We start from the raw sequence: 25,745 nt of genomic DNA, 5'->3' as shown, positions 1-25,745 counted from the left end.
TTATTCGGGCAGGGGGTTCCATAAATGTCTGTATGGTTTTATAACAGCACTTTGCCGCTTTTTCACAAATTGCGACACGGCATATGAAGCAAGTTATTAGACATCCTATCCTTATAGGAGTATAAGATATAGGTATCGAAAAAAATCTATAAGGATGGAAGGGTTGCACCGTGTCGTTGAAAATAAAAGTATATTCAGATTATGTCTGCCCTTTCTGCTTTCTTGCAGAGAAGCCTTTGGAGGAAGCTGTAAAAGGGAAAGATGTAGAAATTGAATGGATGCCGTTCGAGCTTCGGCCAGAGCCAAACCGAACCTTGCGTCCTGAAGAAGATTACCTGCAAACTACATGGAAACAATCTGTTTATCCGATGGCAGAAAGAATGGGCGTCAAAATCGTGTTGCCGAACGTGTCACCGCAGCCTTACACCCACCTGGCATTTGAAGGCTTTCAATATGCTAAAGAAAAGGGCAAAGCGAATGAATACAATGATCGGATGTTAAGGGCTTTTTTCCAGGAGGAAAAGAATATTGGCGAAATCGGTGTCCTTACAGATTTAGCAGGGGAGATTGGCCTGGATAAAGAGGAGTTCAGCAACATCCTCGAAACAAGAAAATACAAAGATGTCCATCAAAAAGCCTTGGATCATGCCTATAAACAAGCGGAAATTCAAGCTGTTCCTACTTTTGTAATCGGGGACACCAAAATTTCAGGCATTGTCTCCAAAGAGAGATTGGAGAAGGTTATTGAAGAAGAGATGAAAAAACAGCCCCCGGACGACTTCCCGCAAGGATTGACCTGCGGAATTGACGGGTTTTGCTAATAAAGCTTTATAGATCATGGAGGTACCATTATGAGAGTGAAAATTAACCGCAATGCAGCAAAGGTTTTAAAAGAAATGCTGGGCACTGAAGAAGCGGAAGGAAAGATGGTCCGTGTTTATGTTACTTTGAATCACGGGGACCATGCCCATTATGATTGGAAATTCGATACACCTACAGAACACGATGAAGTCGTTTCTACCGATAAAGGCATCGATGTGATCGTGGATAAACGCGAAGATTTCCTGGATGGTGTCTGGATCAAATACTTTTACGTGCCACAGGCAGGCTTTGAAATCACGAATCCCTTCAAGGAAAATAAAGGCCATCACCATTAATCCTATGCAGCCAAGAGGAAAAATACCTCCTGGCTGTTTTTCTTTTTTGACCGTTTTGCATAACTTTGCTATCGTAAAAATGAGACTAAGTGGAAGGGTGATAGGTAAATGGAACAATTCAAAGCATTGGTTGTCAATAAAACAGAAGATGATTTTTCCGTAAACATCCAAGACCTTGCACTAAATGATCTGCCCGAAGGAGAAGTGGTGATTAAAGTCGCGTACTCCAGTGTCAACTATAAAGACGGGCTTGCATCCATCCCTAAGGGGAATATTGTGAAGTCGTATCCATTTATACCAGGAATCGATTTGGCAGGGGTCGTGGTTTCGTCGACAGATGCGCGTTTCAGTGAAGGCGATAAAGTCATCGCCACAAGCTATGAAATTGGCGTATCCCATTTTGGCGGCTATAGCGAATATGCCAGTATCCCAGCAGAGTGGATTGTCCCCCTTCCTGACGGATTGAGCTTAAAGGAAGCGATGGCTTATGGAACAGCCGGTTTTACAGCTGCACTATCTGTCCAGCAATTGGAAAATGCAGGCCTTACCCCTGATAAAGGGACTGTGCTGGTAACAGGAGCAACCGGGGGAGTTGGAAGCGTCGCTGTTGCCATGCTGGCAAAAAGAGGATACAATGTCGCAGCGAGTACCGGAAAAGAAAGCGAACATGATTATCTACATAAAATAGGCGCTAAAGAAGTCCTTTCCCGGGATGATGTTTATGGAGGGAAGCTCCGTGCGCTTGATAAGCAGCTCTGGGCAGGCGCAGTTGACCCGGTCGGCGGCGAAACACTTGCAGCTGTCCTAAGCAAGATCCAATATGGCGGATCGGTTGCTGTAAGCGGTTTAACAGGCGGTACCTCGGTTCCGACGTCCGTATTCCCGTTCATTCTCCGCGGTGTGAACCTGCTGGGAATCGATTCCGTATATTGCCCGATGGAAGTGCGTAAACCGCTATGGGAGCGGATGGCTACGGACTTGAAGCCAGAGAACCTTCTGGACAAGATTCGGAAGGAGATTACCCTTCAGGAGGTGCCTGAGGCTTTGCAGACTATTTTGCAGGGGCAGGCGAGGGGCAGGATGATTGTGAGGATTGGCGGGGAAGAATAACCACCATTTGAACAAAATGTATCTAAATATGACTACTGCCTTGACAGGGTGAGGTCAGGGGTTTGAGGCCCCTTCACAGGTTCACTATTCAATGGAGGCTTAAATCTTTGATATAAAAAGGTTTAAGCCTTTTTAGTATTATGGGAGTAGCCACTTTTTGTACGTATTGCATATTCACTGCTTAATCGTTAAAAATGAACTTGGACAGACAGTAAGAGTAATAACCTCACCTGCTGAAAAAATAAGCTTGGGTGCTGTCATTTTTCACTCATTCATGCAATTCTAATAAACCATTCTAAAATGTTGAGTAGCAATTGGCAATGGAGAAAATCCAGGTAGGTACAAAGGGGATAAAAGAACAATACTCGATATACGAGCTAGAAGGGAGCCGGTACTTACTTTAATATTGAAATCAAAGTTTCAGATCAGCAATATATTGTTAAGCGAATGTTATTTTATTAGTCAAACGTATATGGCAGACAATTAGCGTCTCGTCAACACTACCCTCTTTTGAATAAAATAATCGGGTTTAACATTTTAAATTATCTTTACTAAACAACTAATTAAAAATGATTTTGAGATACAGTCTGACGACGAGGAATTATGGTCGGTATTAATAACATCCGTGAATAAAGAAGAGGTAAATGAGGGATTATATAACAAAGCGCTGGAATTGATCACAAATGGCGGTGAGGGTCTTACCTTATGTCTGAAGTTCTAGACACTTGGCGGAAAATGACTAAAGAAGAAGCTGAGAAGTATTGGAAAGAAGGCTTAGGGCACGAAATGGCCCATTACGAATCCAATTGAGAAATCGATAAATAAATTGATCTAAAGGGAAACAATTAATAAAGATGATTTCTATAGGTAAACTCAAATGAAAAAAATCATTGATTTATCCAAACCTGTATTTAATATCATTTATGCTAGAAATAAAAAATAAGAACTAGTTCAATTTCTGAATGCTAAAAAGCTCCTCCCTTTGAGAAGCTTTTTTAATTTATTCTGTTTTGTTCTTTCTCGGGTTAAGTTCAACAAGTTTTTCAGAGGGTGTTCAAATTTTTGAGCACCCTTTATTGCAATGTAAAACATGAGGAAGCTAGTTATAAAACACTATTATCAGAATGGGAGGTTTTAAAATGGAATAAACAGGATTTATGCTATGTAGCTATAGATGACATATAGTTATATACTTTTAGACAGACCACTATTGCTGGCGATACAAGTCAGATACTTTTCAAAGCCGCTAATTTGCGTTTTAAGCCATTTTGAATAACCGGGTTAAAATATATAGTTGGAATAGGTGTGGTTTAAGAACGTGTCTGACGCGATTGTTAAATAAATAAAGCGTGAGTGTGTCTCGAGTCATGAAAGCAAAGTGTTGTCACTTTTGAATTCACACTCACTCTGTCCATATCCCGTAGTAAGTTCTTGGATGTTGGATGGTCCCTTAGTAGGTACAAATTACTAAGTCCTGATCTTGGAAATGTGCACCTTGAAGACATCTGATTTTATTTAATATGGTAAATCCCATCCTCATCACTGGTATACCAAGAGTTTATACCACGTTTTGTACCAACCTGAACAGACACTTTACCTTTCGATGGATTATTATTATGAATACGAATATAATACTTGCCTGCTTTATATGCATTTTTTGCTACGGGCTTACCAAAATATTTTTGCATTTGTTTAGATGTAATATAACCTGGTATTTCTCTTTGAATCAGCGCAACTTTTTGACTGGTGCCAATTTTAGTATAGGAATTTTCGTAAAAGAAAGCGTAATCTGCTTTTTTAGTAACGTGAAAGAGAAAGGCCTCAGATGGTGCGATGGAACCCTTTCCCAGCTTCTTCAATGAACCGTATGTCATCCCTATGTTACCAGAGATACCTTTTAACTTTCCTTTTTTGGCTAGCGTTGCAAAATCCTTATCAACATATGTAGCTGCCGAAGCACTCTCTGCATTGATGGAAACAAATAATGTTAATATAAATAGAATTACAATGATACGATTAAAAACTTTCATATTCATTCCTCCAAAAAAGTTTATATGGACTATTAAATCATGATTAACCCTTTATCTCGCCGGTATTTTTATTAATTTTTTGCACCTGAAGCGACAAACTTTTTCTTTGCATTATTCCAAGTATGTACCGTAGTCACTGGTTCCCAGCCACCTCCACTTCGATACTTCTTCCAATGTTGGTTGATCTTGGTTTTAGAAATACCAACACCTAAATCTCCCGTTTCATTTAAGATTCTGACTAGTTTTCCTTTTATCATCCTATACACGGCAATTTGTGTATTGCCTGGCGGGTAATAATATCTTGTTATGATCATATATTCTCCTTTAGCTGGATTGAAAACAGTTAATTTAGCAGCTGGAGACCAGCCTGGATCTGTTTTAATTCCTTTGGCTACCTTTTTTACTGTCTTGCCTTTTATCAGAAAAAAATTTCCCTGTTTAGAGAGGATGACAGTTTCTTGTTTACGATCTTTATCCAAGTCAACTGTCACTGATGAAAGAATCGTTTCTTTTGGATATTTTGATTTGAAAATGGACGTAGATGATGCCGCTGAAGCCGAAAATGGATAGCTGCTTATAGCTAATAACAGCGTCAGCAATACAGCCAAATACTTTTTCTTCATTCTTTTTCCCCCTTTTTGGTATATACCCCATATTAATAAAGCTTTTATGTTCCAACAAGATATTTTTCTATTTTTAACCAAATTTGTTCCATAACAATCGGGTATTCACCTTTCCCAGATTTTTTGTTTGTAATATTTTCACTGAAGGAGCTATCAGTATCAATTAAATACATCCAATGGGGGAACAAAATGTTTAAAAAGATTTCTTTGAAAAATAAACTTATTTTATCATTTGCGTTGATGCTGCTGGTACCGAGTATTTTGATTGGAATATCTTCTTATCAAACAGCCAGAAACTATGTGGAGACCCAAATGATTTCGAATGCAACGGAAAATGTTGAGATTCTTAATGAATTGCTCGATGTAACGATAAAGCCGAAAATGGAACAAGCAGTTTTTTTGTCGGGTGCCTTCAACCAAAGTCTTTTTATTGATCGGTCATACAAAGAGGCTCACAAGCAATTAAAGAATTTTCAAGCCTCTACCGAAGGATTGCTGTCAGTTTATGAGAAGGAACAATAATTATGGAACCTCGAGCCGATTTGCCGGATGATTACGACCCAAGGGACAGGCCATGGTATAAGCAGGCAATGGAAAAAAACGGAGAGCTATTGTTACTCCGCCCTATATTGACGCTTTTACGGGGAAGCCGGTTATCACCATTGCCTCAGCTTTTGCGGATGGAACCGGGGTTTTTGGTTTCGACTTGCTGCAATATCACAAGAAATGTCAGCAAGTGCCGAGGAAATTTCTGCTTCCGTCGAAGACATGGCCAGTATCGCAAATCAATCGGCTGTACACACCAGACAGGTGGCGGTTTCAGGGGAAACACAGTTACAGTCCATGGAGGAAATTTCCCAGTCAACCAATGAGTTAAATAAATTAGCTGATGATTTACAGGAAGCGGTTAACCGGTTTAAAATCTGATTTGTATTTATAAGATGTCATACACGTCTCAGGCACACAGTACCCCGGCACACGTGTGGCACATACTATCTATCATTATGGTTAATAACTAAACTATGGTATACGTTCGCGAGGTAAGGAGTGAGCAGAGGTTTGCGTGACTTTGGAAAATGATGCTAGATAAACGTGATGGAGTTACATATAATAATTCGCGACAGGAAGATATTTCTAATTACATAGGATTTTACAAGCGGTCATTTCCGGATCTGCATCGTTTTTTGGAGGCAAGCGGTTATAGCTTCCCAAGTGGCAACGCGACAATGGCTATGGCTTTATATGGCTTCTTATTATTCATACTTTGTAGCAAAATTTCCTCAAAACTCGGTCGCGTTGTTGTGACTACCTTTTGTATAGGGATGATCCTATCAATCGGAATCAGCCGGATTTACATGGGGGTTATTATCCCAGTGATATCTTGGCGGGATACTTTCTCAGCACCTTCTGGCTAACTGCTTCTATTGGATTTCATCAGCGGTATCAAACTGTCCATTCATCTGCCGGGCAGGGGCTTACCGAAGAAACGCGCAACTAAAGTGCTCCTATACAAATTATTATATATTTTAAGCTATTTAGACTCACTATATCGCTTCTTAGTGAGTCTTTTTCTTTAGCCCGAAATAATTTGTTCATAATGACACTTATTCTGGAGAAATTCTATGAGAATCTGTCCAGAAACGGTAGTAATCTTTTCAATGCGGGCTGCTTGTTCATTTTTTTCGCGACTTTACGACTTTTCTCAGCCTGCTCTGTTATCACAATCTCAGTTTACCAAAGGACAAACCTCATTTTAATTCTTTTTAATATTCACGTCCCGAAAAATGAATGCCTTACATGGCGCTCCCCTCTATTTATTAAAAAAATTTTTAACCCCATGCTACTTTTCCCCCTTTCGAAGATATAAAGAAGGTGAATGGATATAAATCAAAACGAAATTCCGCATCCAACCTTCCTTTCAGGATAAACACAATGATGGTTTTATTATGGGAATGCCAAGGTGAGTAGGGTGTTAGGTTTCCGGGGGGACACAGAAATGAAATCGGGAAATATAGAAAATTTTAGGGAGCTATCCCAATTCAAGAATTTGAAGGATTTTAACAACCAGATTGAACAGTGGATGATTGAAGTGAAAAAGGAATTTACCAAATCTGAACTGGCCGCGTTAAAGCGTTTAATCCGATTTTCTGCAAAGATAGTCGGAGTTTGCCATGCTAAAATTGGGACAGTTGTGTCCGCTACGCATGAAAAGGCCGGCATGTGCATTTCAAGGTCCACCTTTAAACGTATGGTTGGGAAGGCAAAACAACTTCGGCTGTTAGCCGTCCATGAAACAGAGAGAAAGAACGGATCACAGTCTGCCAATATTTATGTTTTCAATCGTTTTGAACCACCCAACCAGCAACAATTGAACTGCCCTAAATCTATTGATCCTACTAAAACTAGCAATAATAATAACAATAAACGTAATAATGAACCAAATAGACTTATTCAAAAAAGTGATCGAATTTTGAATGAAAAGTATGAGGAGCCATTGGATGCTTCCTTTGTAACTAACCGCATCCCGAAAGAATTCATAAATTTGGTAAAGTATTTCTTTAATGATGCGATGGTCATTGAAGAACTTTGGAATCTGGTGAAAATTACTGCCAATAAAAATAAAGTTGAAGGGGATATATTAAAATCGGCCATCCAGTCATTTAAAATACTGGTAAGAAAAATCAAAAAGAATCAGGTTAAAAACACATATGGATACTTTTATGGGGTCTTAAATAAGACTTTTAAAGTCCAGTACCACAAGGAACTTGCAGAAATATTTTGGAATAGCTAAACATTAGTTCCATAGGGAGCTTTTACTCTTTCAGCAGAAACCATCAGTTCTTCGGATAAGGAAGAAATTTTTTGGATTTGGGCAGCAACCTCTCGGGTTGTTTCATAAATATTTGTAAATACCTTATTCGAATGATCCACAACACTTAATCCCTTTTCAGCAGATTCTTTGACTTTATTCATCGAGTCAACAAAGCGGCTGGATTCCTCTAGCGTTTGTTGAATAAGGGAGGAGATATTGTTAGAAGACTCTGATGTCTGTGCGCAAAAGATGCTCGGGATAGTCGAATATAAGCGGCCGGCTGGGTTTGGGTTAAAAGATAAAATGCATGGAATACTTGCAGCGCTCTTAGCAATTCAAGAATATGGAATATATATTTTACATAAAAATTTTACAGAATTGTTAGTGGCGGAAGGCGGAAGGCATTTCAAGAAGGAATGACTTAGCTAAAGCCATGGATGTGGACTACTCCTATGATATCTTACATAACTTAAAAAACATTGGGGTTGAAATCAGTATGGACGATTTTGGAACAGGATACAGTTCACTGGGAAATTCAAATTTTGCAAATATATTCCTGCCTATTACAAAACATCCCCGCTCATGGAGCGAGGAGACCATAAAGCATAAATACATGTGAAGGCAGGTTAACCGATCCAAATACGATTCCAATCAAAGAGCCTTGTTTAGTTCTAATAATTCAAAATCCGAACCGAGGAAATTCTGAAAGGTTTTAAGCGATTTATAAATGGAATCAGGATCAATCACTCTCAGAATAAAGATAAGATGCGATTGTTTCTCACCCTCTGGCCATTCATTTAAATGATCTGGGGGATGTATGATATGTTGAACACCGTTTAGAACAATTGGTCCCTTTTCTCCGACATCTAACAGACCTTTAACACGCATGATATTTTCACCATTGGCATGGAGCAGTGCACTGAGCCATAATCCAAACGCTGTCCAATCAAGGGGTTTATTAAACGTAAATGAAATAGATTGTATATCGGAAGAGTAATGGTTTTTGTTAATCTTTTTATCCTTTTTTTCAAACATGGAGTCTATAGAAGGCCTATTCGAATTGGCCTCAATAATCCCGACATCTGCATCTCCATTGACAACTTCAATAATATCAACTGCAGGATTAATTATTCTTAATTGTTCAATAACCCCCTCTTTTTGGTTAGGAGGGGTAATGTCCGTCTTTGTTAAAATAATCTTATCTGCCACTGTTACTTGCTTTAATAATTCAGGATTATTTTTTATATGTAATAAACCATTTTTTGCGTCAACTGTTGTTATTACACACTCAATGTAGAAATGATGCTGCAAAATTGGGTTGGTTAGAACTGTGAATAATATTGGTGCCGGATCAGCCATGCCTGTTGTTTCAATTATTACCCTGTTGAATTTTTCTTGTTTCTGATCCAAATTTAATAGCGATTTTAATTCGTTTTCCAGATCCTCGCGATTATTGCAGCAAATACAGCCACCTTTCAGTAAAATGGTAGTTTCATCTGTTTTTCGTAGTAAATGGTGATCCAGGCCCACTTGACCGAATTCATTAACGATGACTGCAGTTTTTTCAAGCTCGGGTTTTTTTAATAATTTCCTAAGTAAGGTCGTTTTACCGCTTCCTAAACAGCCGGTTACGACGGTTATTGGTGTCTTATAAATATTGTTCATAAAGGTCATTCCTTTTTCTATGACTCTATTTATTTTGAAGTTTTTGAAGTAAATATGGATCTAGAGGGTCAATCGCATAACCTAGTATTTTTTCGGCAGTATACCAAAGCGTGCCAAGGTCATGAACAATTTCCTGATTGCCTTTGGGGTCTCTCAAGATAAATTTACTGCCATTCCATTCTTCTAATGTTAATTGGTAGAAACGCAGGATTTCATTGCATAGAGTTGTTCGATGAATACGGGTCCTTTGTCTGTCTCTTTGCTGATCACCAACAATGACCTGGCTGGAGTCATCAGAAGCCTGATCTGTCCAATGTACTTGCATGACAAATTCCCCACAAAGAACGCACATATTAAGAACCTCCTTTTTAAGAGCTCATAAGAGGACGCAAACAGCGTCCTCCTTTTCGTTTTATTCGTTTTCTTTTGAAGCAGCAGCTTCATCATTCCCACCTTTGAATGGGTTTCGCTTGGCATAATCATCAGCAATTTCATCGAAGGTAACCCATCTGATATCTTCATGTGTGTTGATATACTCGATCAGGCGTTCATGCATTTTTAAAACTTGCGGGCGGCCGCTCACATCCGGGTGAATGGTCATTGTAAATACAGCATAATCCATGTTTTCATATACCCAATCAAACTGGTCTTTCCACATTTGTTCTATATCACGAGGATTCACAAATCCATGACTATTAGGTGATTTCTTAATGAACATCATTGGTGGCAGATCATCTAAATACCAGTTAGCAGGAATTTCAATTAAGCTTGTTTCTTTACCCCGTTGCAACGGCTTCATCCATTCATCTGCCTGTTTTCGGTAGTCGATTTTTGTCCAGCTGTCACCTACACGAACGTAGTAAGGTGAAAAGTCGTTGTGCATCAAACTATGGTCATACTTTATGCCATGCTTATGTAAAAGTTCATTGGTAACGTTTGAGAACTCCCACCATGGAGCAACATATCCAGTTGGCTTTTTACCGGTTAATTCTTCTATTAGTGTAATGGATTTTAACAGGACCGCTTCCTCTTGTTCCCGAGTCATAGCAATTGGATTTTCGTGTGAATAACCATGAGCACCGATTTCATGCCCCCTATTATGGACATCCTTCATTTGCTCAGGAAAAGTTTCAATAGAGTGACCCGGAATAAACCATGTTGTTTTTAAGTTATATTTATCAAATAGATCTAATAGTCGAGGAGACCCAACTTCCCCTGCAAATAAACCACGTGAGATATCATCTGGAGAATCTTCTCCACCATATGAACCTAACCACCCAGCAACTGCGTCAACATCCACCCCATAAGCAACTAAAATTTCTTTTTTTGCCATGAAAAACACTCCTTTGTAAGTTTTGAATATCATTCCTTAACAATGCAAAAAGTGTGCCAAACTCAAAAGAAAAACGGAAAATATGAAAAAGTGTGTGCAGTAAAGCGTTAAAGCCCACATAAAAAGCTTACATGATAATCGACAAAAAGTTAATAACTTTCCGTATATTATAAAAGTTATTCAAATCCGCATACTTAAATGCTTAATTGCATTGTATCGGAAAATTCCAAATTATATACTTGGTATGAACACTAATAATCTAATATTAATAAAGAACTTAGGGGGAACAGGTATGCCGATTGAATCTCTACTTGCGGGCTGACTAAAAACCAAACAAGGCAGCCCTATGTCATTTGTATTATATAATAGAATCGATGCAATTCTTACGTCTGGCGCATTCCATTTAGTTGAATCCAATAGTTACAGAAAATTAAAAAATGCAGCTTTTATTATAACTGGCATAATAATTGCATAGAAAATAATAATCATACATGCAGGGAGTGAGAAGATGGCCGCACGAAATAGTTTTAAAGTAGCTGCAATTCAAATGAATTGTGAGTTAGGAAACAAGAAGGTTAATCTAGAAAGAGCTTATAATTTGATTACAAAGGCGGTAAAGCAGGGTGCAAAATTAGTAGTTATCCCTGAACTGTTTAATACTGGATACAGGACAGAGGAAGATGATATTTCTTTGGCAGAAACAATTCCAGGAGAAACAACAAATTGGATGGCTGAAGTATCAAAAGAATTAAATATTACTCTTGTCGGCTGTATCATGGAACAGGGTAAACAAAAAGGTCTCGTTTATGATACCAGTATTGTCACAAGCACTGAAGGCATTGTTGGGACCTATCGTAAAACCCATCTATGGGATCATGAAAATATTAGGTTTACAAAAGGAGACAATTTGCCTGTATTTGAACTAGAGTGGGGAAATTTGGGAATGCAAATTTGTTATGAGGTCGGCTTCCCTGAAGGGGCCAGGACTCTTGCGTTAAAAGGTGCCGACATTATCGTATATCCTTCTGCATTCGGACAAGCTAGATTATATGCCTGGGAATTGGCTACAAGAGCACGTGCGTTAGAGAATGGTTGTTATGTAATTGCAGCTAACCGGACCGGTACCGAGAAGGGCGAAACGGTATTTGGCGGACATAGCCGTATCATAAACCCTAAAGGGGAAGTTTTGATTCAGGCAACACAAGAGAATGATGTGATCATTGCTGAAATTGACATCAATGAAGTTGTTCAGCAAAGGAGGGAAATTCCATATTTGAGAGATTTGAACCGCAAGCTTTTTATGTAGAAGTTACTGTTATTTTATTATAGTAAAAGCTAAAAATTAATCGTCGGGTTGTTTTTTGATATTACAATGATCACAGGAAATGTCAAACGGGGTTTCCCGCAGTGAAGAAGCAGTGGAAAAACCATGTTATGCTGACCGCTGTTCCTTGAACTAGAGCCTGCATATTCTAAAATGTCCAAAAAAAGTTTCTTAAACTATCTCACATTTGATTGCGGTTGCTTACAGCAGGAGATAAACTTGCATATTTGCATATGCCTCAATGCAAATATGCATTTTTTTATGTTAACTTTAGATCTTTGTCAGGGATTGTAAAAATAGAAAAAGCACTAAACCGCGACATCCTCTTACTTTGTTGATTTTTTCTCAATAATTATAAAACTTGCATAATTATTGCAATAGTATATCGAATATACCTGCAAATTTTAAGAAGGGGATCAAATGGGGTAGACACACTGGTAAGCGAATTAAGTGAGTATGGTATTCAAGTAATTGTTACGGAAGGTGATATAACGGACGGAAATATCGTAAAAGAGCTGGTTGCAGCCACGGTGAATACGGTTTGACCGTATCGACATTCTTGTCAATAATGCGGGCATCTTGACACAAAGCTTGATTCAGGAGATGAGTGTAGAGGTGTGGGACCGCATGATTGAGGTGGATTTGAAATCGGTCTTTTTGACAACAAGATATGTTGTGCCATATATGATTTCACAAAAAAATGGCAGAATCATTAATACATCTTCACAGCTTGGACAGAAAGGTGGAGCAGAATTAAGCCATTATGCCGCTGCAGAAGCAGGCGTGATAGGATTTAAAAAGTCAATCGCACTGGAATCGGGTCAATATGGAATCACGGCAAACTGTATAGCACCTGGTCCGGTGGAAACGGAAATGGTGGCCGGGATAAGTGAAGAATGGAAGATACAAAAACGTTCAGAGCTTGCCATTCCGAGATTCGGAAAGCCAGAGGAAGTTGCACCGACTGCTGTTATGTTAGCTGCAAATCCGGACGGGAATATTTATACTGGACAAACCTTAGGCCCAAATAGTGGAGATGTTATGATTTAAATGATACAGTTTGAACAATAAATTGAATGAGGCAGGAGTGGTACTAAATGCAAACTAAAAATTATGAAACCCTTTTTTCCGGATTTGATTTAGCGGGCTTAAAGATAAGGAACCGTGTAGCTCTTGCACCCATGACGCGCGTCAGTGCTACAGCAGACGGGTTAGTAACAGATGAAATGGTTAAGTATTATACAAAGTTTGCAAAGGGTGGATTCTCTCTGTTAATAACTGAGGGAGTTTATCCTGATGATCAGTATAGCCAAGGATACCTTTTTCAACCTGGCATTTCAAATGACAAACAGACCAATGCCTGGCGGGAAGTAATTGAAAGTGTTCATCAAGAAGGCAGCAAAATTATCTGCCAACTGATGCATGCTGGCGCTTTATCCCAGGGGAATATCCATAAACAAATCTCCATCGGGCCCTCAGCTGTTAAGCCAAAGGGTACTCAGTTAACTTTTTACAGGGGCGAAGGGGAGTTTCCTGTACCAGAGGAAATGAGCCTAAATGATATCGATGACGTTAAAAGAGGTTTTGTCAATGCTGCAAAGAATGCAAAGCAGGCTGGGTTTGATGGGGTCGAGGTACATGGAGCCAATGGTTATATACTTGATCAGTTTTTAACTGATTATACAAACCACCGAGATGATCAATATGGGGGATCTACAGAAAATCGGGTAAAACTTTTAGTCGAGGTCCTTCAAGAAATTCGCAATGAAGTTGGTGAGGACTTTCCAGTAGGTATCAGAATCTCACAAGCGAAAGTAAACGACGCAAACCATAAATGGACCGGTAAAGAAGCAGATGCAGAAATCATATTTAAGAATTTAGCAAATGCAGGAGCCGATTTTATACATATAACAGAACCAAAGGCATATGAGCCCGCATTTGATGATTCCAGTTCTACATTGGTACAACTTGCCAAACGGTATGGGCAGGTCCCGGTAATCGCAAATGGATCACTAGAGGACCCAGAAAAAGCAGAAGAAATAATCACGTCGGGGTATGCGGATATTATTAGCCTTGGGAAAGGGGCTCTAGCTAACCAAGATTGGGTTAATAAAGTAAACAGTAATCAGGAGTTAGCGGCATTCAATGCTGAAAATCATTTACTTCCTATCGCAAATTTAAAAGATCACGAATGTAATTAAAAAATAATATCAACGAGAACGATCAAAAGATAATGTCCGTACGAAAGTGCGGACATTATCTTTTTTAATTTATTTATCCTAGTCGCCGACTAATTATTTTATTTATCCTAGTCGCCGACTAATTATTATTTATTTTGTTCATTCGAATTTCAGAAATTTCTATATGGCATTGCGCAAGATCGGTCTCTCCGTCTAGAACTGGAAGAAATTTTGCTGCAGCCTGGTGGAATCAACTATAATCCCACGCCAGCCCCCGTCTGTGATTTTAGCTTGATGTTAACAAACAAAATACTGATTACGATAAGTATCAGGCCGATTAATAAATTCAATGTAATATGCTCGTTTAAAAGGAAAGAACTGAACAGAATTGCGATAAGCGGAATCAGGAATGTGAATGATCCGACTTTGCTTGCTTCCCCAGAGCCGACAAGTGTAAAGAATGCCAGCCATCCAAATGCAATTACAAAGGTAGAGATGAATAGGAGGTTTATTGTAAACGGCATTTCCCAATGGATGTTTGACCAGCTTTCGAAGCCGCTACCGAGAGTTAATAGGAAAATACCGCCAATAATTAGCTGGAATGTTACCATCCATATAGAATCAACACGATCACTTGTTTTCTTAACATAAACTGTGCCTAATGCCCAGCTTAAAGCGGAACCCAGCGCAAGAATAATGCCAATTACCGATATATTGCCTGAAAATCCGCTTGCGCTTATAATTGCGACTCCTGAGAACCCAAGCACCAATCCGATGATTTTTAACTTATACATTGTTTCTCCCAGCCATATGCAAGAGAAAATTCCAAGTAAAATCGGCTCAATAAATACAATCGCTGAAAACAATCCTGCCGGGGCAGAACCAAGACCTACCGTTTGGAGGCCGTAAAAGAGAATAATATTAAGAAAAGCAGAAACGACGTAAATATGCCATGTTTCCTTAAATCGGAGGCTTTTATATCTTGGAAGTGCAAATACAAGTAAAATAAGACCGCCCAGAAGGGTCCTGATTCCGGCAAATAATAAGGGTGGTGCATAGCTGAGTGCCATCTTTGATAACGGCCAATTGACACCCCATACAATAACGAGAAAAGCCAGCAGCATGATTGTATGTGTTCGTGTAAGTTTTTTCATGGTTCATGCCCTCCTTTATGTACCCAAACAATGATACGCCTGGACAAATTATTAAAACAAGATAAATGCTCAAGCCATTCACAGATCTTTTCTTCTTGTTCGGGAAGGGAAGCGTAAATTGAGAAAAGCTGGCTATAAATTGGCACATGTGAAAGAGGAGGGGGGACTTTGTGGGCATGGCTTATTATTTTCATTGTGGCATTTCATATTTGCTTTATTGCTAGACTGGTAAATAAAATCAATACCCCCCTTTGCCAACCAATCTACAACGCTGAGCTTTGGAAGTGTCGTGGAGTAAACTAAACGCGTAACATCAGTAATTTATTTTCTCCATCATAGCTTCTTTGAAATGGTCCGAAAAATATGCGCACAGTCTGCGGTAATTCCTTTATTTCAGTATTATTGGCAACTACATTATTTCTTTGTTCCTCAATATCTACTTATTCATTTTATTGCTCGAGTTTTGACGAAAGTATTAAGCAAAGGTGAGTTGAGCTTTAACATTTAATGGTGGAATTTAATAACCGTTATGCAACATACTAAAAAGGATTCACACCAGAAGGAGGAGATATGATTTGAGCCAAGAAACACCTGAAAAACATTCAAACAGTACTGTTGATATTAGTTGGAACGATTCCTTCCACTCACTAACACAATTAGATAATACTGATATTAGGCCCGATGATACTGAAGACACTAATTCAGCGTCGTCCGGGCCTCCTGTTGGCCCTATGATCAATCCGCCAGCTGGTGGAAACAGGCCTTAACATAAAAGTACTAGCCAATCATCAATTCCAATGTTATCGATAGAAAATATTTTACCTACCGAAATCCCTAGCACTAAAACCCGGGGATTTCGGTCTGGATGATATCAATCATTGGACGATTAGTCCTGATTTCTGCTCAACCAAGTATATTATTGTTACGAGGTCTATGCGGTATAGGTATTGCATTATGATTTCAAGAGGATACAATTTCGGCTTGTATGATATGGAATGCGGTCTCTTTTATTGAAAAAACTTTTTCAGGTGGATAAAACATGCAAATTGAACGAATCGAAACGTACCCATTACTTCATAAACTTTCTAAACCATACGGTGATGCAAATGGATATAAGAAATATAGAAGTTGTTATCTGATACGCATTATCACGAAATCCGGTATAGATGGCTGGGGGGAATGTATTGATTGGCTTCCTACGTTACATGTAGGCTTCAATGAAAGGATTATTCCATACCTAGTAGGAAAACGTGCAACGGATCGGCTGCAAATAGTGAACACGATAAAAAAATGGCATCAACGCGCAGCGGCGGCAGTAAGCATGGCATTAACAGAAATTGCAGCCAAGTATGCGAATCTCTCAATATGTGATCTGTGGGGAGGCAAGTTTAGAGACAGTATTCCGGTATACGCTTCGTTCCAATCATATTCTGACAGCAAAGATTGGATGGACCGTTCGCTCAGTCTGGTTGAGCGAACGATTTCAAAAGGCTTTGACACAATAAAATTGAAAATAGGCGGAAGGGGATTTCAAGAGGATTTAATCCATATTCAGAGACTGCAAAAGACGCTCGGGGAAAATGTGCAGTTAATTCTTGACGCCAACCAAAGCTACGATATGGCAACGGCCCGTAAGTGGGACCGTTATTTTTCAAACTGGCCAAACCTGCTTTGGCTGGAAGAACCGATGCCTTTAGATAACTTGCCTGAATATAAATTACTGCGTGCGATTTTATCAGTGCCTATTGCAGGAGGCGAGAATATCAAAAGTGCAAAAAAATTCTTGCCGCCGCTTTATGAGAATGCCTTAGATATCATCCAGCCAGATATTTTGCATGGCAATGGCCTGGAGGATTTTCGGGATAGCCAGCAGCTAGCCCGCCATTTTGGAGTCAGAGTATCCCCGCATAGCTTTGACGGGGCACTTTCGAGATTATACACCCTTTTTGCACAAGCAAGCCTGTCTTCCTGGAGTAAAATGGATGGGAGTAAAATTGAACCGGTCGAATGGGATGTTATGGAGAACCCCTTTTCTGAACTCATTCCTTTAAAGCCAGTAAATAGCAGGGTGGACATTCCAAATGGAACCGGAATTGGTGTAATGTTAAATACAGATTTAATAAAGGCATATCTTTGGGATGGGTCTCCTTATTGAGTTGTGCATTGTGCAGCGAGAAAAAGGTGTGGGGAATTTCCACACCTTTTCGTCGTTTGAGTCGGGATGACAGGATTTGAACCTGCGACCTCATGCACCCCATGCATGCGCGCTACCAAGCTACGCTACATCCCGCTATTTGTATTCTACCATTTTACCATGAATATACAACTTTATTTATTTAATTTACTTTAGTAATTTGATTAAAGTTTTCAGAATTCTTTGAATACCCCGCCGGTAATAGTTATAATATGAATAGATGATTATTTCCTCTTACCTCCATTTAGAAACAAAACGGACTTTCCTTTACTGTAAAATCTGCTTACATAAGCAATTCCATCTTCCATTTCTTATTTACTCTTAAAGGGGAGGAAAAATGTGAAGAAACAAGAGCTCTTGCGCGATATGTGGGAAATGTTTGTCAAAGAGGGAAAATTCCATCCGGAAGCAGACCCTGTTGTAGAAAGATCATGGGTGCGGTCAAGAAACTTCAATGTAGACCCTTTCCAGACCGTTGGGAAAGGAAGATTATCGATACGGCAGTTCAATGAATTGATAAGGAGAAAGCAAGATTTAATCAAAATCTCACTTCCGATGATGAATACTCTCTATTCTCTTGTAAAAGGATCTGGCTTTCTTGTTATTCTATGCGATGAAAACGGTTGCTTGATGAAGGTGATAGGGGATGACGCCCCGCTTAAAGAGGCGGAGAAAATTCAGTTTATAGAGGGGGCCGATTGGAGCGAAGAGGCTGTGGGAACCAATGCAATCGGCACATCCATCAAAGAAGGATCTTCCATCCAGATATTTTCCTGCCAGCATTATACCAAAGCAACACAATCATGGACCTGCTCCGCTTCCCCGATTTATGATCCTAATGGTGAAATTACCGGTGTTTTAAACATTTCCGGCCCTTTTGAAAAAGTTCATCCACATACACTCGGCATGGTCGTTTCAACGGTAAAAGCGATTGAAAATGAACTGCAGTTAAATGAAAAAACAGAAAAGAATGAACTAATGAAAAGTTATTTAGAAGAAACAACCAACACATTAAGTGATGGAATCATTATCATGAACGAAACAGGCAGCATCATAAAAACAAATAAGACACTCCAGAAAATGCTTGGTTTACTTCCGGGTGAAATCGAAGGAAAAAAAATTACAGAAATCTTCGAGAATAAAACATTTGGCACATTCCTTATGGCAAATCAGGTGATCAATGACAGGGAAATGAAACTTAGGCTTAACAATACCAGCCTCCAAATTTCTGTGTTATTAAATGCAAAGCCGATTGTAAGAAAAGATATTGTTATTGGATCCCTATTAACAATTAAAGGGATAAAAAAGGTCCGCCAATTTGTCAATCATTTATCCGGAAACCGTGCTAAGGTCGTTTTTGATGATATAAAGGGAAAAAATGAGCGGTTCGCCCAATGCCTGGAGGAGGCGAAATTGGCAGCCCGTTCTGGGTCAAGCGTACTCATTATGGGAGAAAGCGGTACCGGAAAAGACTTACTGGCACAGGCAATTCACAATGAAAGCAACCGAAGGGAAAACCCTTTCCTGGCAATTAACTGTGGTGGAATTCCTAGGGATTTACTGGGAAGCGAGTTGTTTGGCTACGTAGAAGGGGCATTCTCGGGAGCAAGAAAAGGAGGAAATGCCGGCAAGTTTGAACTGGCTGACGGGGGAACCTTATTTCTGGATGAAATTGGTGAAATGTCGCTGGAAATGCAAGTCCTGCTGCTTCGGGTATTGCAAAATCGGGAGGTTGTCCGAATCGGCGGCTCCAAGGTAATGCCGGTAAATGTTAGGATCATTGCTGCCACCAACAAAAATTTAAAGCAGGAAGTTCTAAGAGGGAATTTTCGGGAGGATCTGTATTTCCGTTTAAACGTTATGCCTATTCAAGTGCCAAGCTTGAGAGAACGCAGGGATGACATTCCATTATTGGCAGAATACTTTTCAAGGCAGCTTGCTATTCGCATGCAAAAAGTGATTCCAAAAATTCCTTTTGAAGTGATGGACTTGTTAGTGCAATATGATTGGCCAGGAAATGTCCGTGAGCTTCAAAATATTATGGAACGCGCCATTTTAAAATCGACAAAAGGAGAACTAACTACAGAAGTGTTTCCTGAAGAAATAAAAGGCAAGAAAATAATGATCCAGCAGGATCCGATCCACCTGCCAAAAAAGGATGAAATTAAAAAACAGGCATTACTGAATTCTATAACGAAATTTAACGGGAATTTTACCAGGGCAGCCGAAAGCCTTGGGATTTCAAGAAGTACCTTATACCGGCAAATGAAACGGTACAATATTCGTTAGTGTATTTCGTTTGGTCAAAAACGCTGTCCCATTTTGATGCAACTGTGCCACCATAATTGGTACGAAATGCATCAAAATGGGACAGTTTCTTTTTTTGAGGGCAAAAAAGTAAGCGTTTTCAACATGGCATGAAAATTGCAATATATTCTGTTGAAACCAATTTTGAAACAAAAGGAGGAATTCTTCCATGGCATTGACAAGCGAAAAGGTTACTATTCCCGTTGAAAAGCTGAAATGGATGTATGAAACAATGGTCAAAAGCCGCTATTTCGAAGATACGATGGTGGAAGCGTATAACGAAGGGAAACAACCGGTTTTTAATATTGGGGCAGGCCCAGTTCCTGGGGAAATGCATTTAAGTACCGGACAAGAACCCGCTGCTGTGGGAATTTGTGCCCATCTTCAAAAAGAAGATACGGTAACCTCCCCTCACCGCCCGCATCATCATGCCATTGCAAAGGGTGTGGATTTGAAGAGGATGACCGCTGAGATGTTTGGGAAGGTAACCGGTCTTGGAAAAGGAAAAGGAGGCCATATGCATTTATTTGATCCTGATGTCAAATTTTCGTGCGGAGGGATCATTGCAGCCGGCATTCCTCATGCGGTGGGGGCAGCATTGGCAGCAAAGAAGAAAGGAAAGGACTGGGTTGCCGTTACTTTCGTTGGGGAAGGAGCCGCCAATGCAGGCGGATTCCATGAATCTTTGAATTTGGCTGCTGTTTGGAAATTGCCATTGATCGTTGTTGTGGAGGATAACGCATATGGCATATCAGTATCAAAGCGCGATTCAACAGCAGTCGAGTCGAATGATAAGCGTGCAGCTGCCTACGGGATTGCAGGGGCATATGTTGCGAACAATGACCCGCTAGAGATGTACAGGGTTTCTGAAGAAGCTGTCAAGCGGGCAAGGAGCGGTGCCGGTCCAACCATTATCGAGATTGAGACACACCGCCATCTGGGACACTTCCAGGGTGATCCTGAACTGTACCGCGACATGGAAGAAGTGCCTGGCCTCCGAAAGCTGGATCCGATCATGAAATTAAGAGAATTAATGATAGTAGAGGGCATCGCCACTGAAGAGGAGATAGAGTCGCTGGAAACGACAGCAAAAAAAGAAGTGGATGAAGCTTATGCATTCGCACGGGAAAGTGAGTATCCAAAACCGGAAGAAGCATTGGAAGACGTATTTTCAAAATAAGAAATTATCAAGAAAGGGGTTAGAAAATGGAAGCGGTAAAAAAACGGATGTTAACCGGAAATAAGGCGATGGCTGAGGCAATTGATTTGGAAATGGAAAGGGATCCAAATGTATTCGTATTGGGAGAAGATGTCGGCAAATATGGGGGAATATTTGGCTCCACCCAAGGGCTGTTTGAAAAATTCGGTGGCGATCGTGTCATGGATACACCCATATCAGAGACTGCCTTTATCGGGGCTGCAATCGGGGCTGCGGCGGAAGGGCTTCGTCCAATCACGGAGTTAATGTTCGTGGACTTTTTTGGTGTTTGTATGGATCAGATATATAATCATATGGCCAAAATCCAGTATATGTCCGGAGGGAATGTGAAGCTCCCAATGGTATTAATGACCGCGGTTGGAGGGGGTTATAACGACGCGGCTCAGCACTCGCAAACCTTATATGCTACATTTGCCCACCTCCCGGGAATGAAAGTGGTTGCGCCTTCCACTCCGCATGATTTAAAAGGAATGATGATCTCAGCAATCAGGGACGACAACCCTGTCGTCTTCATGTTCCACAAAACCCTTCAGGGACTTGGCTGGATGGATCAGCTGGATGCTTCCGTTTCTCATGTCCCGGAAGAAGCATATACCGTTCCATTGGATAAAGCGAACGTTGTCCGGGAAGGACGGGACGTAACGATTGTCGGGCTGCAGATGACGATGCATTATGCATTGGAGGCTGCCGAGAAGCTTGCAAGGGAAGGGATTGAGGCTGAGGTCATTGACCTGAGATCGTTGGCTCCAATCGATAAGGAAACAATCCTGGAATCTGTCAGGAAAACCCATAGGTTAATTGTGGCGGACGAGGATTATTTATCTTATGGAGTTACAGCGGAAATTTCTGCGATTGTTGCAGAAGAGGCGCTTTATGATCTCGAAGCCCCGGTGAAACGGATTGCAATTCCTGACGTCCCTATTCCGTACAGCCGTCCGTTAGAGCAATTCGTACTTCCGAATGCGGACAAAATTTACCGTGAAGCAATTAAACTAGTAAACGAAGAATAGACGGAGGAAGCTGCCATGCATGAAGTAAAATTGCCGAAAACGACTGACGAAGAGGTGGAAAGCCTCATTGTGTTTTGGTTTAAGTCGGAAGGGGACAAAGTGGAAAAGGGTGATGTCCTGGTAGAAATACAAACTGAGAAAGCTACATTTGAAATTGAAGCGGAAGAAAGTGGTGTACTGAATGAGATCCTGGTTCAAAGAGGTGACGTTGCCTCAGTGGGAGATGTATTGGCAACCCTTGCAACCGGGGTAGAATCCGTGGTGAATGAAAAACAGGCAATGGCTCCTGCAGACCAACAAGCACCATATGAAGAACAGGAAAAACCACAGTTTGTGAGGGTGTCACCCCGGATACGCCGATTAGCCCGGGAGCTTGGTGTGGATCTCGCATCTGTAAAGGGAACAGGCAAAAACGGGCTTCCGACAGAAGAAGATGTCCGAAAACAGGCCCAGCAAAGTACTGGCAAAGATTATAAAGTGATCCCGCTTGCCGGGATCAGGAAAACAATCGCAAAGCGGATGTCAGGTAGTTTACATTCAACTGCACAGCTGACAGAGACAGCATGGGCGGATGTCACGTTATTGGATGGAGAGAGAAAAAGGATTCAAGGCGATCTTAGCTGGAATGATATTTTATTATTTGCGGCCACGAAGGCGTTGCAGGAACATCCTGATGTGAACGCTCATGTATTTGAGGCAGAAATCCACCAGTACGGCAAGGTGCATCTTGGTGTAGCGGTGGATGCAGACGAAGGGCTATTTGTCCCGGTAGTCAAGAATGCGGACGAATTAGGTTTAATGCAGCTAAAAGACCAAGTTCGCCAGATTGTTGAAAAAGCTAAACAACAAATGCTTTCAGCAGAAGAAATGTCAGGTGCAACCTTTACCGTAACAAACCTTGGAGGCTTCGGTATCCAATTTTTTACCCCAATCATCAACCAGCCTGAGGCTGCCATACTGGGTGTGGGAAAGATTGAAACAGACGCAGTGCTCGAATCCGGACAAGTGAGGGAAAGAAAAAGGCTTCCTCTCAGCTTGACATTTGACCACAGGGCCATTGACGGAGCACCAGCCGCCAGGTTCTTGCAGACTCTCATTGGCTATCTTCAAGATCCAGCTAAATTGTTGGAAGAAGTGTTTGCGAAATAGCTGACGATGAAAACAAGCCCCGATTCCTTACGTGATTGGGGCTTTATTTATGTATTTTCTTTTTACAACTATCTGGTCTGCATCCCCAGGAATTGATTCAATCGCAAATACAGCGAGTCCAAGTACAATTGACAGGAATATTGGATATTTCTTTTTTATACTTATTTTGTTTAATATAGCAAAATCGCTGTAAACCTGCATTTGCCGGCTATAGGCACAGGATGAAATACATGGTGGTATCTATATACTTGAAGTGCCGCATGCTGGTATATCAGCGAAATCTTGGGTATATCAGCGATATCTCGGATATATCATCGAATTCTCGGATATATCAGCGAAGTTAAGATACTATCAATTCCATCATGCTAAGCCGCCCTGCATTGGAGGCATGGACAAGTAAAAACCTACGTCTAATAGAGACATGTTATGGATCCATTCAACCAGGGGAAATGGTAAAAATGAATATCTAGTTTATACAATTAGTTAAATTGGGTGAAATAATAATAGAGACCAATGGATGAAGTCTCCTGTCTAAATTTCAAGGTATTAGGCTGTTTAAGTTGCAGGATTGTGCTTTTCATAAATCACATCCCAAATTTCATCTAAATTTTTTTCTCAACTGCCGCGCAGCTTCCATTCGGGTTAAGCCTGTTTCCAGCATGAATCTCTCAATCCCTCAACCTCAGGATCCAGCTGAATCATCGACACATCTTTCCACAATTTTTTAACTACAGCTTTCCAAAAGAGCAACCAAAAAATCTTCTCGTTAGGCGGGATCCAATTTCACCATCATGAACCCTAGCGTACATGTATGCATAGCTTAATATATTGAAAGGCACGCATCGGAGGGGGGAGGCTGGATGATAACAGTACGAGTTGGGGATCATGAGTATCATTTTGCGGGAGAACTTGAAGCCTATTTTGAAAAGTTTCGGAAGCATATTATCGGAAACGGCTACCGGATTACTACACCCTACGGGATGAAAAAAATGGTTTATGCAGATTGGACCGCCAGCGGAAGGCTTTATAGGCCGATAGAATACCAAGTAAGTGAAATCTTTGGTCCATATATGGCCAATACGCACACGGAGTCCAATTCCACCAGTTCCGTCATGACCCTCGCTTATCAACAGTCACAAAGAATTATCAAAGAACACGTCAATGCGGATGAACATGACATTCTTATTACGGATGGCTCCGGTACGACTGCTGTCGTAAATAAATTACAGAGAATTTTAGGGGTAAAGCTGCCAGGAATATTAAGCTGTAAAAGCAAAATTGCAATCGAAAACCGGCCCATTATTTTTATAACCCACATGGAACACCATTCAAATCATACTTCATGGCTGGAGACCATAGGAGACGTCGAAATTGTCAGGCCCGCCGCCAATGGAAATGTGGATGTGGATCACTTGGAACACCTCCTGACCCGTTATGCGAACAGGAAAGTGAAGATCGGCTCTTTTACCGCTTGTTCCAATGTAACAGGCATCGAGACACCCTATTACGACTTAGCCAGGAAGATGCATGAACACGGCGGGATATGCTTTATTGATTTTGCCGCGTCAGCACCATATGTAACAATTAATATGCACCCGGAAGATCCATTGGAAAAACTTGATGGAATCTTTTTCTCACCTCACAAATTTTTGGGCGGGCCCGGCGCCAGTGGTGTACTCATATTTGATTCACGGTTATATAAGAGCAAAGTACCTGATCATCCCGGCGGCGGGACAGTCAAATGGACTAACCCATGGGGAGGGCGCAGGTACCATGACAATATAGAAATCCGCGAGGACGGCGGGACACCAGGAATTTTGCAAACTATCAAAGCAGCATTAGCAATAAGATTAAAAGAACAAATGGGAACGGAAAATATGCAGAAGAGGGAAAAAGAATTAATTGAAGTGCTCCTTCCAGGCCTGAAAAAAATACCGGGGCTTCATGTTTTTGAAGGTGATATACAGGAACGGCTCGGGATCGTCTCTTTTATCGTTGAGGGAATTCATTATAATTTACTAGTCAAGCTTTTGAATGACCGGTTCGGCTACCAGGTGAGGGGAGGCTGTTCCTGCGCCGGCACCTATGGGCATTATTTGCTGAATATTGATGCAAAAACGTCCAATTCGATCGCTGATCAGATTGACAACGGAGATATGTCTGCAAAACCAGGGTGGGTCCGTGTTTCCGTCCATCCCACAATGACAAATGAAGAAGTATATAACTTTGTCTCTTCCGTAAAGCAGATTGTGGAAAACAGCAACGAGTGGGAAAAAGATTATCGATATGACCCGAAGAGCAACGATTATTTTTACGTGCATGATCAACGGGACATGACGGCAGAAATGTTCGATTTACATGCCCCATAGTTTATATGGGCAAGCGGGGCTATTAGTCCCGCTATTTTATTTGAGAAATTAGCAATGTATTCCTTTTCTGGTAGAATTGTGATACTATTTTAATAATTTCGAATTTCAA

The 25,745-nt window shown here is 40.6% G+C and carries 26 protein-coding genes and 1 tRNA gene; 19 read left to right on the top strand and 8 right to left on the bottom strand.

The window, feature by feature from the left end:
* Positions 1–170 precede the first annotated feature (170 nt).
* The 3 genes from D0466_RS00790 (at position 171) to D0466_RS00780 (ending at position 2,267) form a co-directional block, all read left to right on the top strand.
* Complete coding sequence (locus D0466_RS00790) at positions 171–821, top strand: DsbA family oxidoreductase (protein ID WP_117320655.1); 651 nt, start codon at positions 171–173, stop codon at positions 819–821.
* Positions 822–851: 30 nt separating this feature from the next.
* Positions 852–1,157, top strand: coding sequence for an iron-sulfur cluster assembly accessory protein (locus D0466_RS00785; protein ID WP_117320654.1), 306 nt, complete (start codon positions 852–854; stop codon positions 1,155–1,157).
* A 108-nt stretch (positions 1,158–1,265) separates the two neighbouring features.
* Positions 1,266–2,267 (top strand): NADPH:quinone oxidoreductase family protein, encoded by a 1,002-nt coding sequence (locus D0466_RS00780; protein WP_117320653.1) that lies wholly within the window; start codon positions 1,266–1,268, stop codon positions 2,265–2,267.
* 1,511 nt (positions 2,268–3,778) lie between these two features.
* On the opposite strand, the gene D0466_RS00775 is transcribed toward D0466_RS00780, so the two are convergent.
* Together D0466_RS00775 and D0466_RS00770 are read right to left on the bottom strand one after the other, a co-directional pair.
* Positions 3,779–4,297 (bottom strand): hypothetical protein, encoded by a 519-nt coding sequence (locus D0466_RS00775; RefSeq protein ID WP_117320652.1) that lies wholly within the window; start codon positions 4,295–4,297, stop codon positions 3,779–3,781.
* A gap of 71 nt (positions 4,298–4,368) precedes the next feature.
* Complete coding sequence (locus tag D0466_RS00770; RefSeq protein WP_117320651.1) at positions 4,369–4,920, bottom strand: hypothetical protein; 552 nt, start codon at positions 4,918–4,920, stop codon at positions 4,369–4,371.
* A gap of 189 nt (positions 4,921–5,109) precedes the next feature.
* Here D0466_RS00770 and D0466_RS00765 point away from each other — a divergent pair, with 189 nt between their 5' ends.
* The 4 genes from D0466_RS00765 to D0466_RS00750 all read left to right on the top strand — a co-directional run bounded on the left by D0466_RS00765 (position 5,110) and on the right by D0466_RS00750 (position 7,711).
* Positions 5,110–5,442, top strand: a complete 333-nt coding sequence (locus D0466_RS00765) for a hypothetical protein (protein ID WP_117320650.1) — start codon at positions 5,110–5,112, stop codon at positions 5,440–5,442.
* Positions 5,443–5,646: 204 nt separating this feature from the next.
* Positions 5,647–5,847, top strand: a complete 201-nt coding sequence (locus tag D0466_RS00760) for a hypothetical protein (protein WP_117320649.1) — start codon at positions 5,647–5,649, stop codon at positions 5,845–5,847.
* 149 nt (positions 5,848–5,996) lie between these two features.
* Positions 5,997–6,335, top strand: coding sequence for a phosphatase PAP2 family protein (locus tag D0466_RS23525; RefSeq protein ID WP_117320648.1), 339 nt, complete (start codon positions 5,997–5,999; stop codon positions 6,333–6,335).
* 581 nt (positions 6,336–6,916) lie between these two features.
* Positions 6,917–7,711 (top strand): hypothetical protein, encoded by a 795-nt coding sequence (locus D0466_RS00750; protein WP_117320647.1) that lies wholly within the window; start codon positions 6,917–6,919, stop codon positions 7,709–7,711.
* Here the strand turns inward: D0466_RS00750 and D0466_RS22705 are convergent.
* Positions 7,708–7,935: a hypothetical protein gene (locus D0466_RS22705; RefSeq protein ID WP_233522493.1), complete on the bottom strand. Its 228-nt coding sequence runs from the start codon at positions 7,933–7,935 to the stop codon at positions 7,708–7,710. The two genes, D0466_RS00750 and D0466_RS22705, sit on opposite strands and share 4 nt — an antisense overlap.
* A 13-nt stretch (positions 7,936–7,948) precedes the next feature.
* On the opposite strand from D0466_RS22705, the gene D0466_RS22700 reads away from it, so the two are divergent.
* Both D0466_RS22700 and D0466_RS00740 read left to right on the top strand, forming a co-directional pair.
* Positions 7,949–8,152 carry a hypothetical protein gene (locus tag D0466_RS22700; protein ID WP_233522483.1) on the top strand — a complete coding sequence of 68 codons (204 nt, stop codon included), beginning with the start codon at positions 7,949–7,951 and terminating at the stop codon, positions 8,150–8,152.
* 13 nt (positions 8,153–8,165) lie between these two features.
* Positions 8,166–8,351, top strand: coding sequence for a hypothetical protein (locus D0466_RS00740; RefSeq protein ID WP_117320645.1), 186 nt, complete (start codon positions 8,166–8,168; stop codon positions 8,349–8,351).
* Positions 8,352–8,383: 32 nt separating this feature from the next.
* Here D0466_RS00740 and D0466_RS00735 read toward each other — a convergent pair whose 3' ends face one another.
* Genes D0466_RS00735 through D0466_RS00725 form a run of 3 tightly spaced genes read right to left on the bottom strand, consistent with a single transcriptional unit; the run spans position 8,384 to position 10,730 of the window.
* Positions 8,384–9,397 (bottom strand): CobW family GTP-binding protein, encoded by a 1,014-nt coding sequence (locus D0466_RS00735; protein WP_117320644.1) that lies wholly within the window; start codon positions 9,395–9,397, stop codon positions 8,384–8,386.
* A gap of 25 nt (positions 9,398–9,422) precedes the next feature.
* Entirely contained in the window at positions 9,423–9,749 is a 327-nt protein-coding gene (locus tag D0466_RS00730) for a hypothetical protein (protein ID WP_117320643.1), read from the bottom strand.
* Between the two features lie 60 nt (positions 9,750–9,809).
* Positions 9,810–10,730, bottom strand: a complete 921-nt coding sequence (locus D0466_RS00725; RefSeq protein WP_117320642.1) for a polysaccharide deacetylase family protein — start codon at positions 10,728–10,730, stop codon at positions 9,810–9,812.
* A gap of 508 nt (positions 10,731–11,238) precedes the next feature.
* Here D0466_RS00725 and D0466_RS00720 point away from each other — a divergent pair.
* From D0466_RS00720 to D0466_RS00710, 3 genes are all read left to right on the top strand, one after another.
* Positions 11,239–12,036 carry a carbon-nitrogen hydrolase family protein gene (locus D0466_RS00720; RefSeq protein ID WP_117320641.1) on the top strand — a complete coding sequence of 266 codons (798 nt, stop codon included), beginning with the start codon at positions 11,239–11,241 and terminating at the stop codon, positions 12,034–12,036.
* A gap of 597 nt (positions 12,037–12,633) precedes the next feature.
* Positions 12,634–13,104 carry an SDR family NAD(P)-dependent oxidoreductase gene (locus tag D0466_RS00715; protein WP_233522482.1) on the top strand — a complete coding sequence of 157 codons (471 nt, stop codon included), beginning with the start codon at positions 12,634–12,636 and terminating at the stop codon, positions 13,102–13,104.
* Positions 13,105–13,151: 47 nt separating this feature from the next.
* Complete coding sequence (locus tag D0466_RS00710) at positions 13,152–14,255, top strand: NADH:flavin oxidoreductase (RefSeq protein ID WP_117320639.1); 1,104 nt, start codon at positions 13,152–13,154, stop codon at positions 14,253–14,255.
* A gap of 233 nt (positions 14,256–14,488) precedes the next feature.
* Here D0466_RS00710 and D0466_RS00705 read toward each other — a convergent pair whose 3' ends face one another.
* A complete protein-coding gene (locus D0466_RS00705; RefSeq protein WP_117320638.1) occupies positions 14,489–15,388 on the bottom strand; it encodes a DMT family transporter in 900 nt (299 codons plus the stop codon).
* Between the two features lie 575 nt (positions 15,389–15,963).
* Between D0466_RS00705 and D0466_RS00700 the strand changes: the two genes are divergently transcribed.
* Together D0466_RS00700 and D0466_RS00695 are read left to right on the top strand one after the other, a co-directional pair.
* On the top strand, positions 15,964–16,155 hold the full coding sequence (locus D0466_RS00700) for a hypothetical protein (protein ID WP_117320637.1): 192 nt from the start codon (positions 15,964–15,966) through the stop codon (positions 16,153–16,155).
* 272 nt (positions 16,156–16,427) lie between these two features.
* Positions 16,428–17,543, top strand: a complete 1,116-nt coding sequence (locus D0466_RS00695) for a mandelate racemase/muconate lactonizing enzyme family protein (RefSeq protein WP_117320636.1) — start codon at positions 16,428–16,430, stop codon at positions 17,541–17,543.
* A gap of 61 nt (positions 17,544–17,604) precedes the next feature.
* Here the strand turns inward: D0466_RS00695 and D0466_RS00690 are convergent.
* Positions 17,605–17,678, bottom strand: a tRNA-Pro gene (locus tag D0466_RS00690).
* A 243-nt stretch (positions 17,679–17,921) separates the two neighbouring features.
* On the opposite strand from D0466_RS00690, the gene D0466_RS00685 reads away from it, so the two are divergent.
* The 5 genes from D0466_RS00685 (at position 17,922) to D0466_RS00665 (ending at position 25,636) form a co-directional block, all read left to right on the top strand.
* Positions 17,922–19,871 (top strand): sigma-54-dependent Fis family transcriptional regulator, encoded by a 1,950-nt coding sequence (locus D0466_RS00685; protein ID WP_325048658.1) that lies wholly within the window; start codon positions 17,922–17,924, stop codon positions 19,869–19,871.
* 187 nt (positions 19,872–20,058) lie between these two features.
* Positions 20,059–21,069: a thiamine pyrophosphate-dependent dehydrogenase E1 component subunit alpha gene (locus D0466_RS00680; protein ID WP_117320635.1), complete on the top strand. Its 1,011-nt coding sequence runs from the start codon at positions 20,059–20,061 to the stop codon at positions 21,067–21,069.
* A gap of 26 nt (positions 21,070–21,095) precedes the next feature.
* Positions 21,096–22,118, top strand: coding sequence for an alpha-ketoacid dehydrogenase subunit beta (locus D0466_RS00675; RefSeq protein WP_117320634.1), 1,023 nt, complete (start codon positions 21,096–21,098; stop codon positions 22,116–22,118).
* Positions 22,119–22,133: 15 nt separating this feature from the next.
* Positions 22,134–23,267: a dihydrolipoamide acetyltransferase family protein gene (locus D0466_RS00670; protein ID WP_117320633.1), complete on the top strand. Its 1,134-nt coding sequence runs from the start codon at positions 22,134–22,136 to the stop codon at positions 23,265–23,267.
* A gap of 860 nt (positions 23,268–24,127) precedes the next feature.
* Positions 24,128–25,636, top strand: a complete 1,509-nt coding sequence (locus D0466_RS00665) for an aminotransferase class V-fold PLP-dependent enzyme (RefSeq protein ID WP_117320632.1) — start codon at positions 24,128–24,130, stop codon at positions 25,634–25,636.
* Positions 25,637–25,745: the final 109 nt, after the last annotated feature.

Origin of the sequence: Peribacillus glennii, assembly GCF_003429105.1 — a bacterium.
GTDB classification, from domain to species: domain Bacteria; phylum Bacillota; class Bacilli; order Bacillales; family DSM-1321; genus Peribacillus; species Peribacillus glennii.
Note: the sequence above shows the minus strand (reverse complement) of the source record. Positions and strands in the feature narration are given on the sequence as shown.

Coding starts and splice junctions, on each gene's coding strand:
- D0466_RS00750 (WP_117320647.1), top strand. CDS start 6,917: ATGAAATCGGGAAATATAGAAAATTTTAGGGAGCTATCCCAATTCAAG.
- D0466_RS00710 (WP_117320639.1), top strand. CDS start 13,152: ATGCAAACTAAAAATTATGAAACCCTTTTTTCCGGATTTGATTTAGCG.
- D0466_RS00705 (WP_117320638.1), bottom strand. CDS start 15,388: ATGAAAAAACTTACACGAACACATACAATCATGCTGCTGGCTTTTCTC.
- D0466_RS00695 (WP_117320636.1), top strand. CDS start 16,428: ATGCAAATTGAACGAATCGAAACGTACCCATTACTTCATAAACTTTCT.
- D0466_RS00775 (WP_117320652.1), bottom strand. CDS start 4,297: ATGAAAGTTTTTAATCGTATCATTGTAATTCTATTTATATTAACATTA.
- D0466_RS23525 (WP_117320648.1), top strand. CDS start 5,997: ATGATGCTAGATAAACGTGATGGAGTTACATATAATAATTCGCGACAG.
- D0466_RS00740 (WP_117320645.1), top strand. CDS start 8,166: ATGGATGTGGACTACTCCTATGATATCTTACATAACTTAAAAAACATT.
- D0466_RS00785 (WP_117320654.1), top strand. CDS start 852: ATGAGAGTGAAAATTAACCGCAATGCAGCAAAGGTTTTAAAAGAAATG.
- D0466_RS00735 (WP_117320644.1), bottom strand. CDS start 9,397: ATGAACAATATTTATAAGACACCAATAACCGTCGTAACCGGCTGTTTA.
- D0466_RS00680 (WP_117320635.1), top strand. CDS start 20,059: ATGGCATTGACAAGCGAAAAGGTTACTATTCCCGTTGAAAAGCTGAAA.
- D0466_RS00730 (WP_117320643.1), bottom strand. CDS start 9,749: ATGTGCGTTCTTTGTGGGGAATTTGTCATGCAAGTACATTGGACAGAT.
- D0466_RS00780 (WP_117320653.1), top strand. CDS start 1,266: ATGGAACAATTCAAAGCATTGGTTGTCAATAAAACAGAAGATGATTTT.
- D0466_RS00760 (WP_117320649.1), top strand. CDS start 5,647: ATGTCAGCAAGTGCCGAGGAAATTTCTGCTTCCGTCGAAGACATGGCC.
- D0466_RS00770 (WP_117320651.1), bottom strand. CDS start 4,920: ATGAAGAAAAAGTATTTGGCTGTATTGCTGACGCTGTTATTAGCTATA.
- D0466_RS00720 (WP_117320641.1), top strand. CDS start 11,239: ATGGCCGCACGAAATAGTTTTAAAGTAGCTGCAATTCAAATGAATTGT.
- D0466_RS00665 (WP_117320632.1), top strand. CDS start 24,128: ATGATAACAGTACGAGTTGGGGATCATGAGTATCATTTTGCGGGAGAA.
- D0466_RS00765 (WP_117320650.1), top strand. CDS start 5,110: ATGTTTAAAAAGATTTCTTTGAAAAATAAACTTATTTTATCATTTGCG.
- D0466_RS00670 (WP_117320633.1), top strand. CDS start 22,134: ATGCATGAAGTAAAATTGCCGAAAACGACTGACGAAGAGGTGGAAAGC.
- D0466_RS00725 (WP_117320642.1), bottom strand. CDS start 10,730: ATGGCAAAAAAAGAAATTTTAGTTGCTTATGGGGTGGATGTTGACGCA.
- D0466_RS00675 (WP_117320634.1), top strand. CDS start 21,096: ATGGAAGCGGTAAAAAAACGGATGTTAACCGGAAATAAGGCGATGGCT.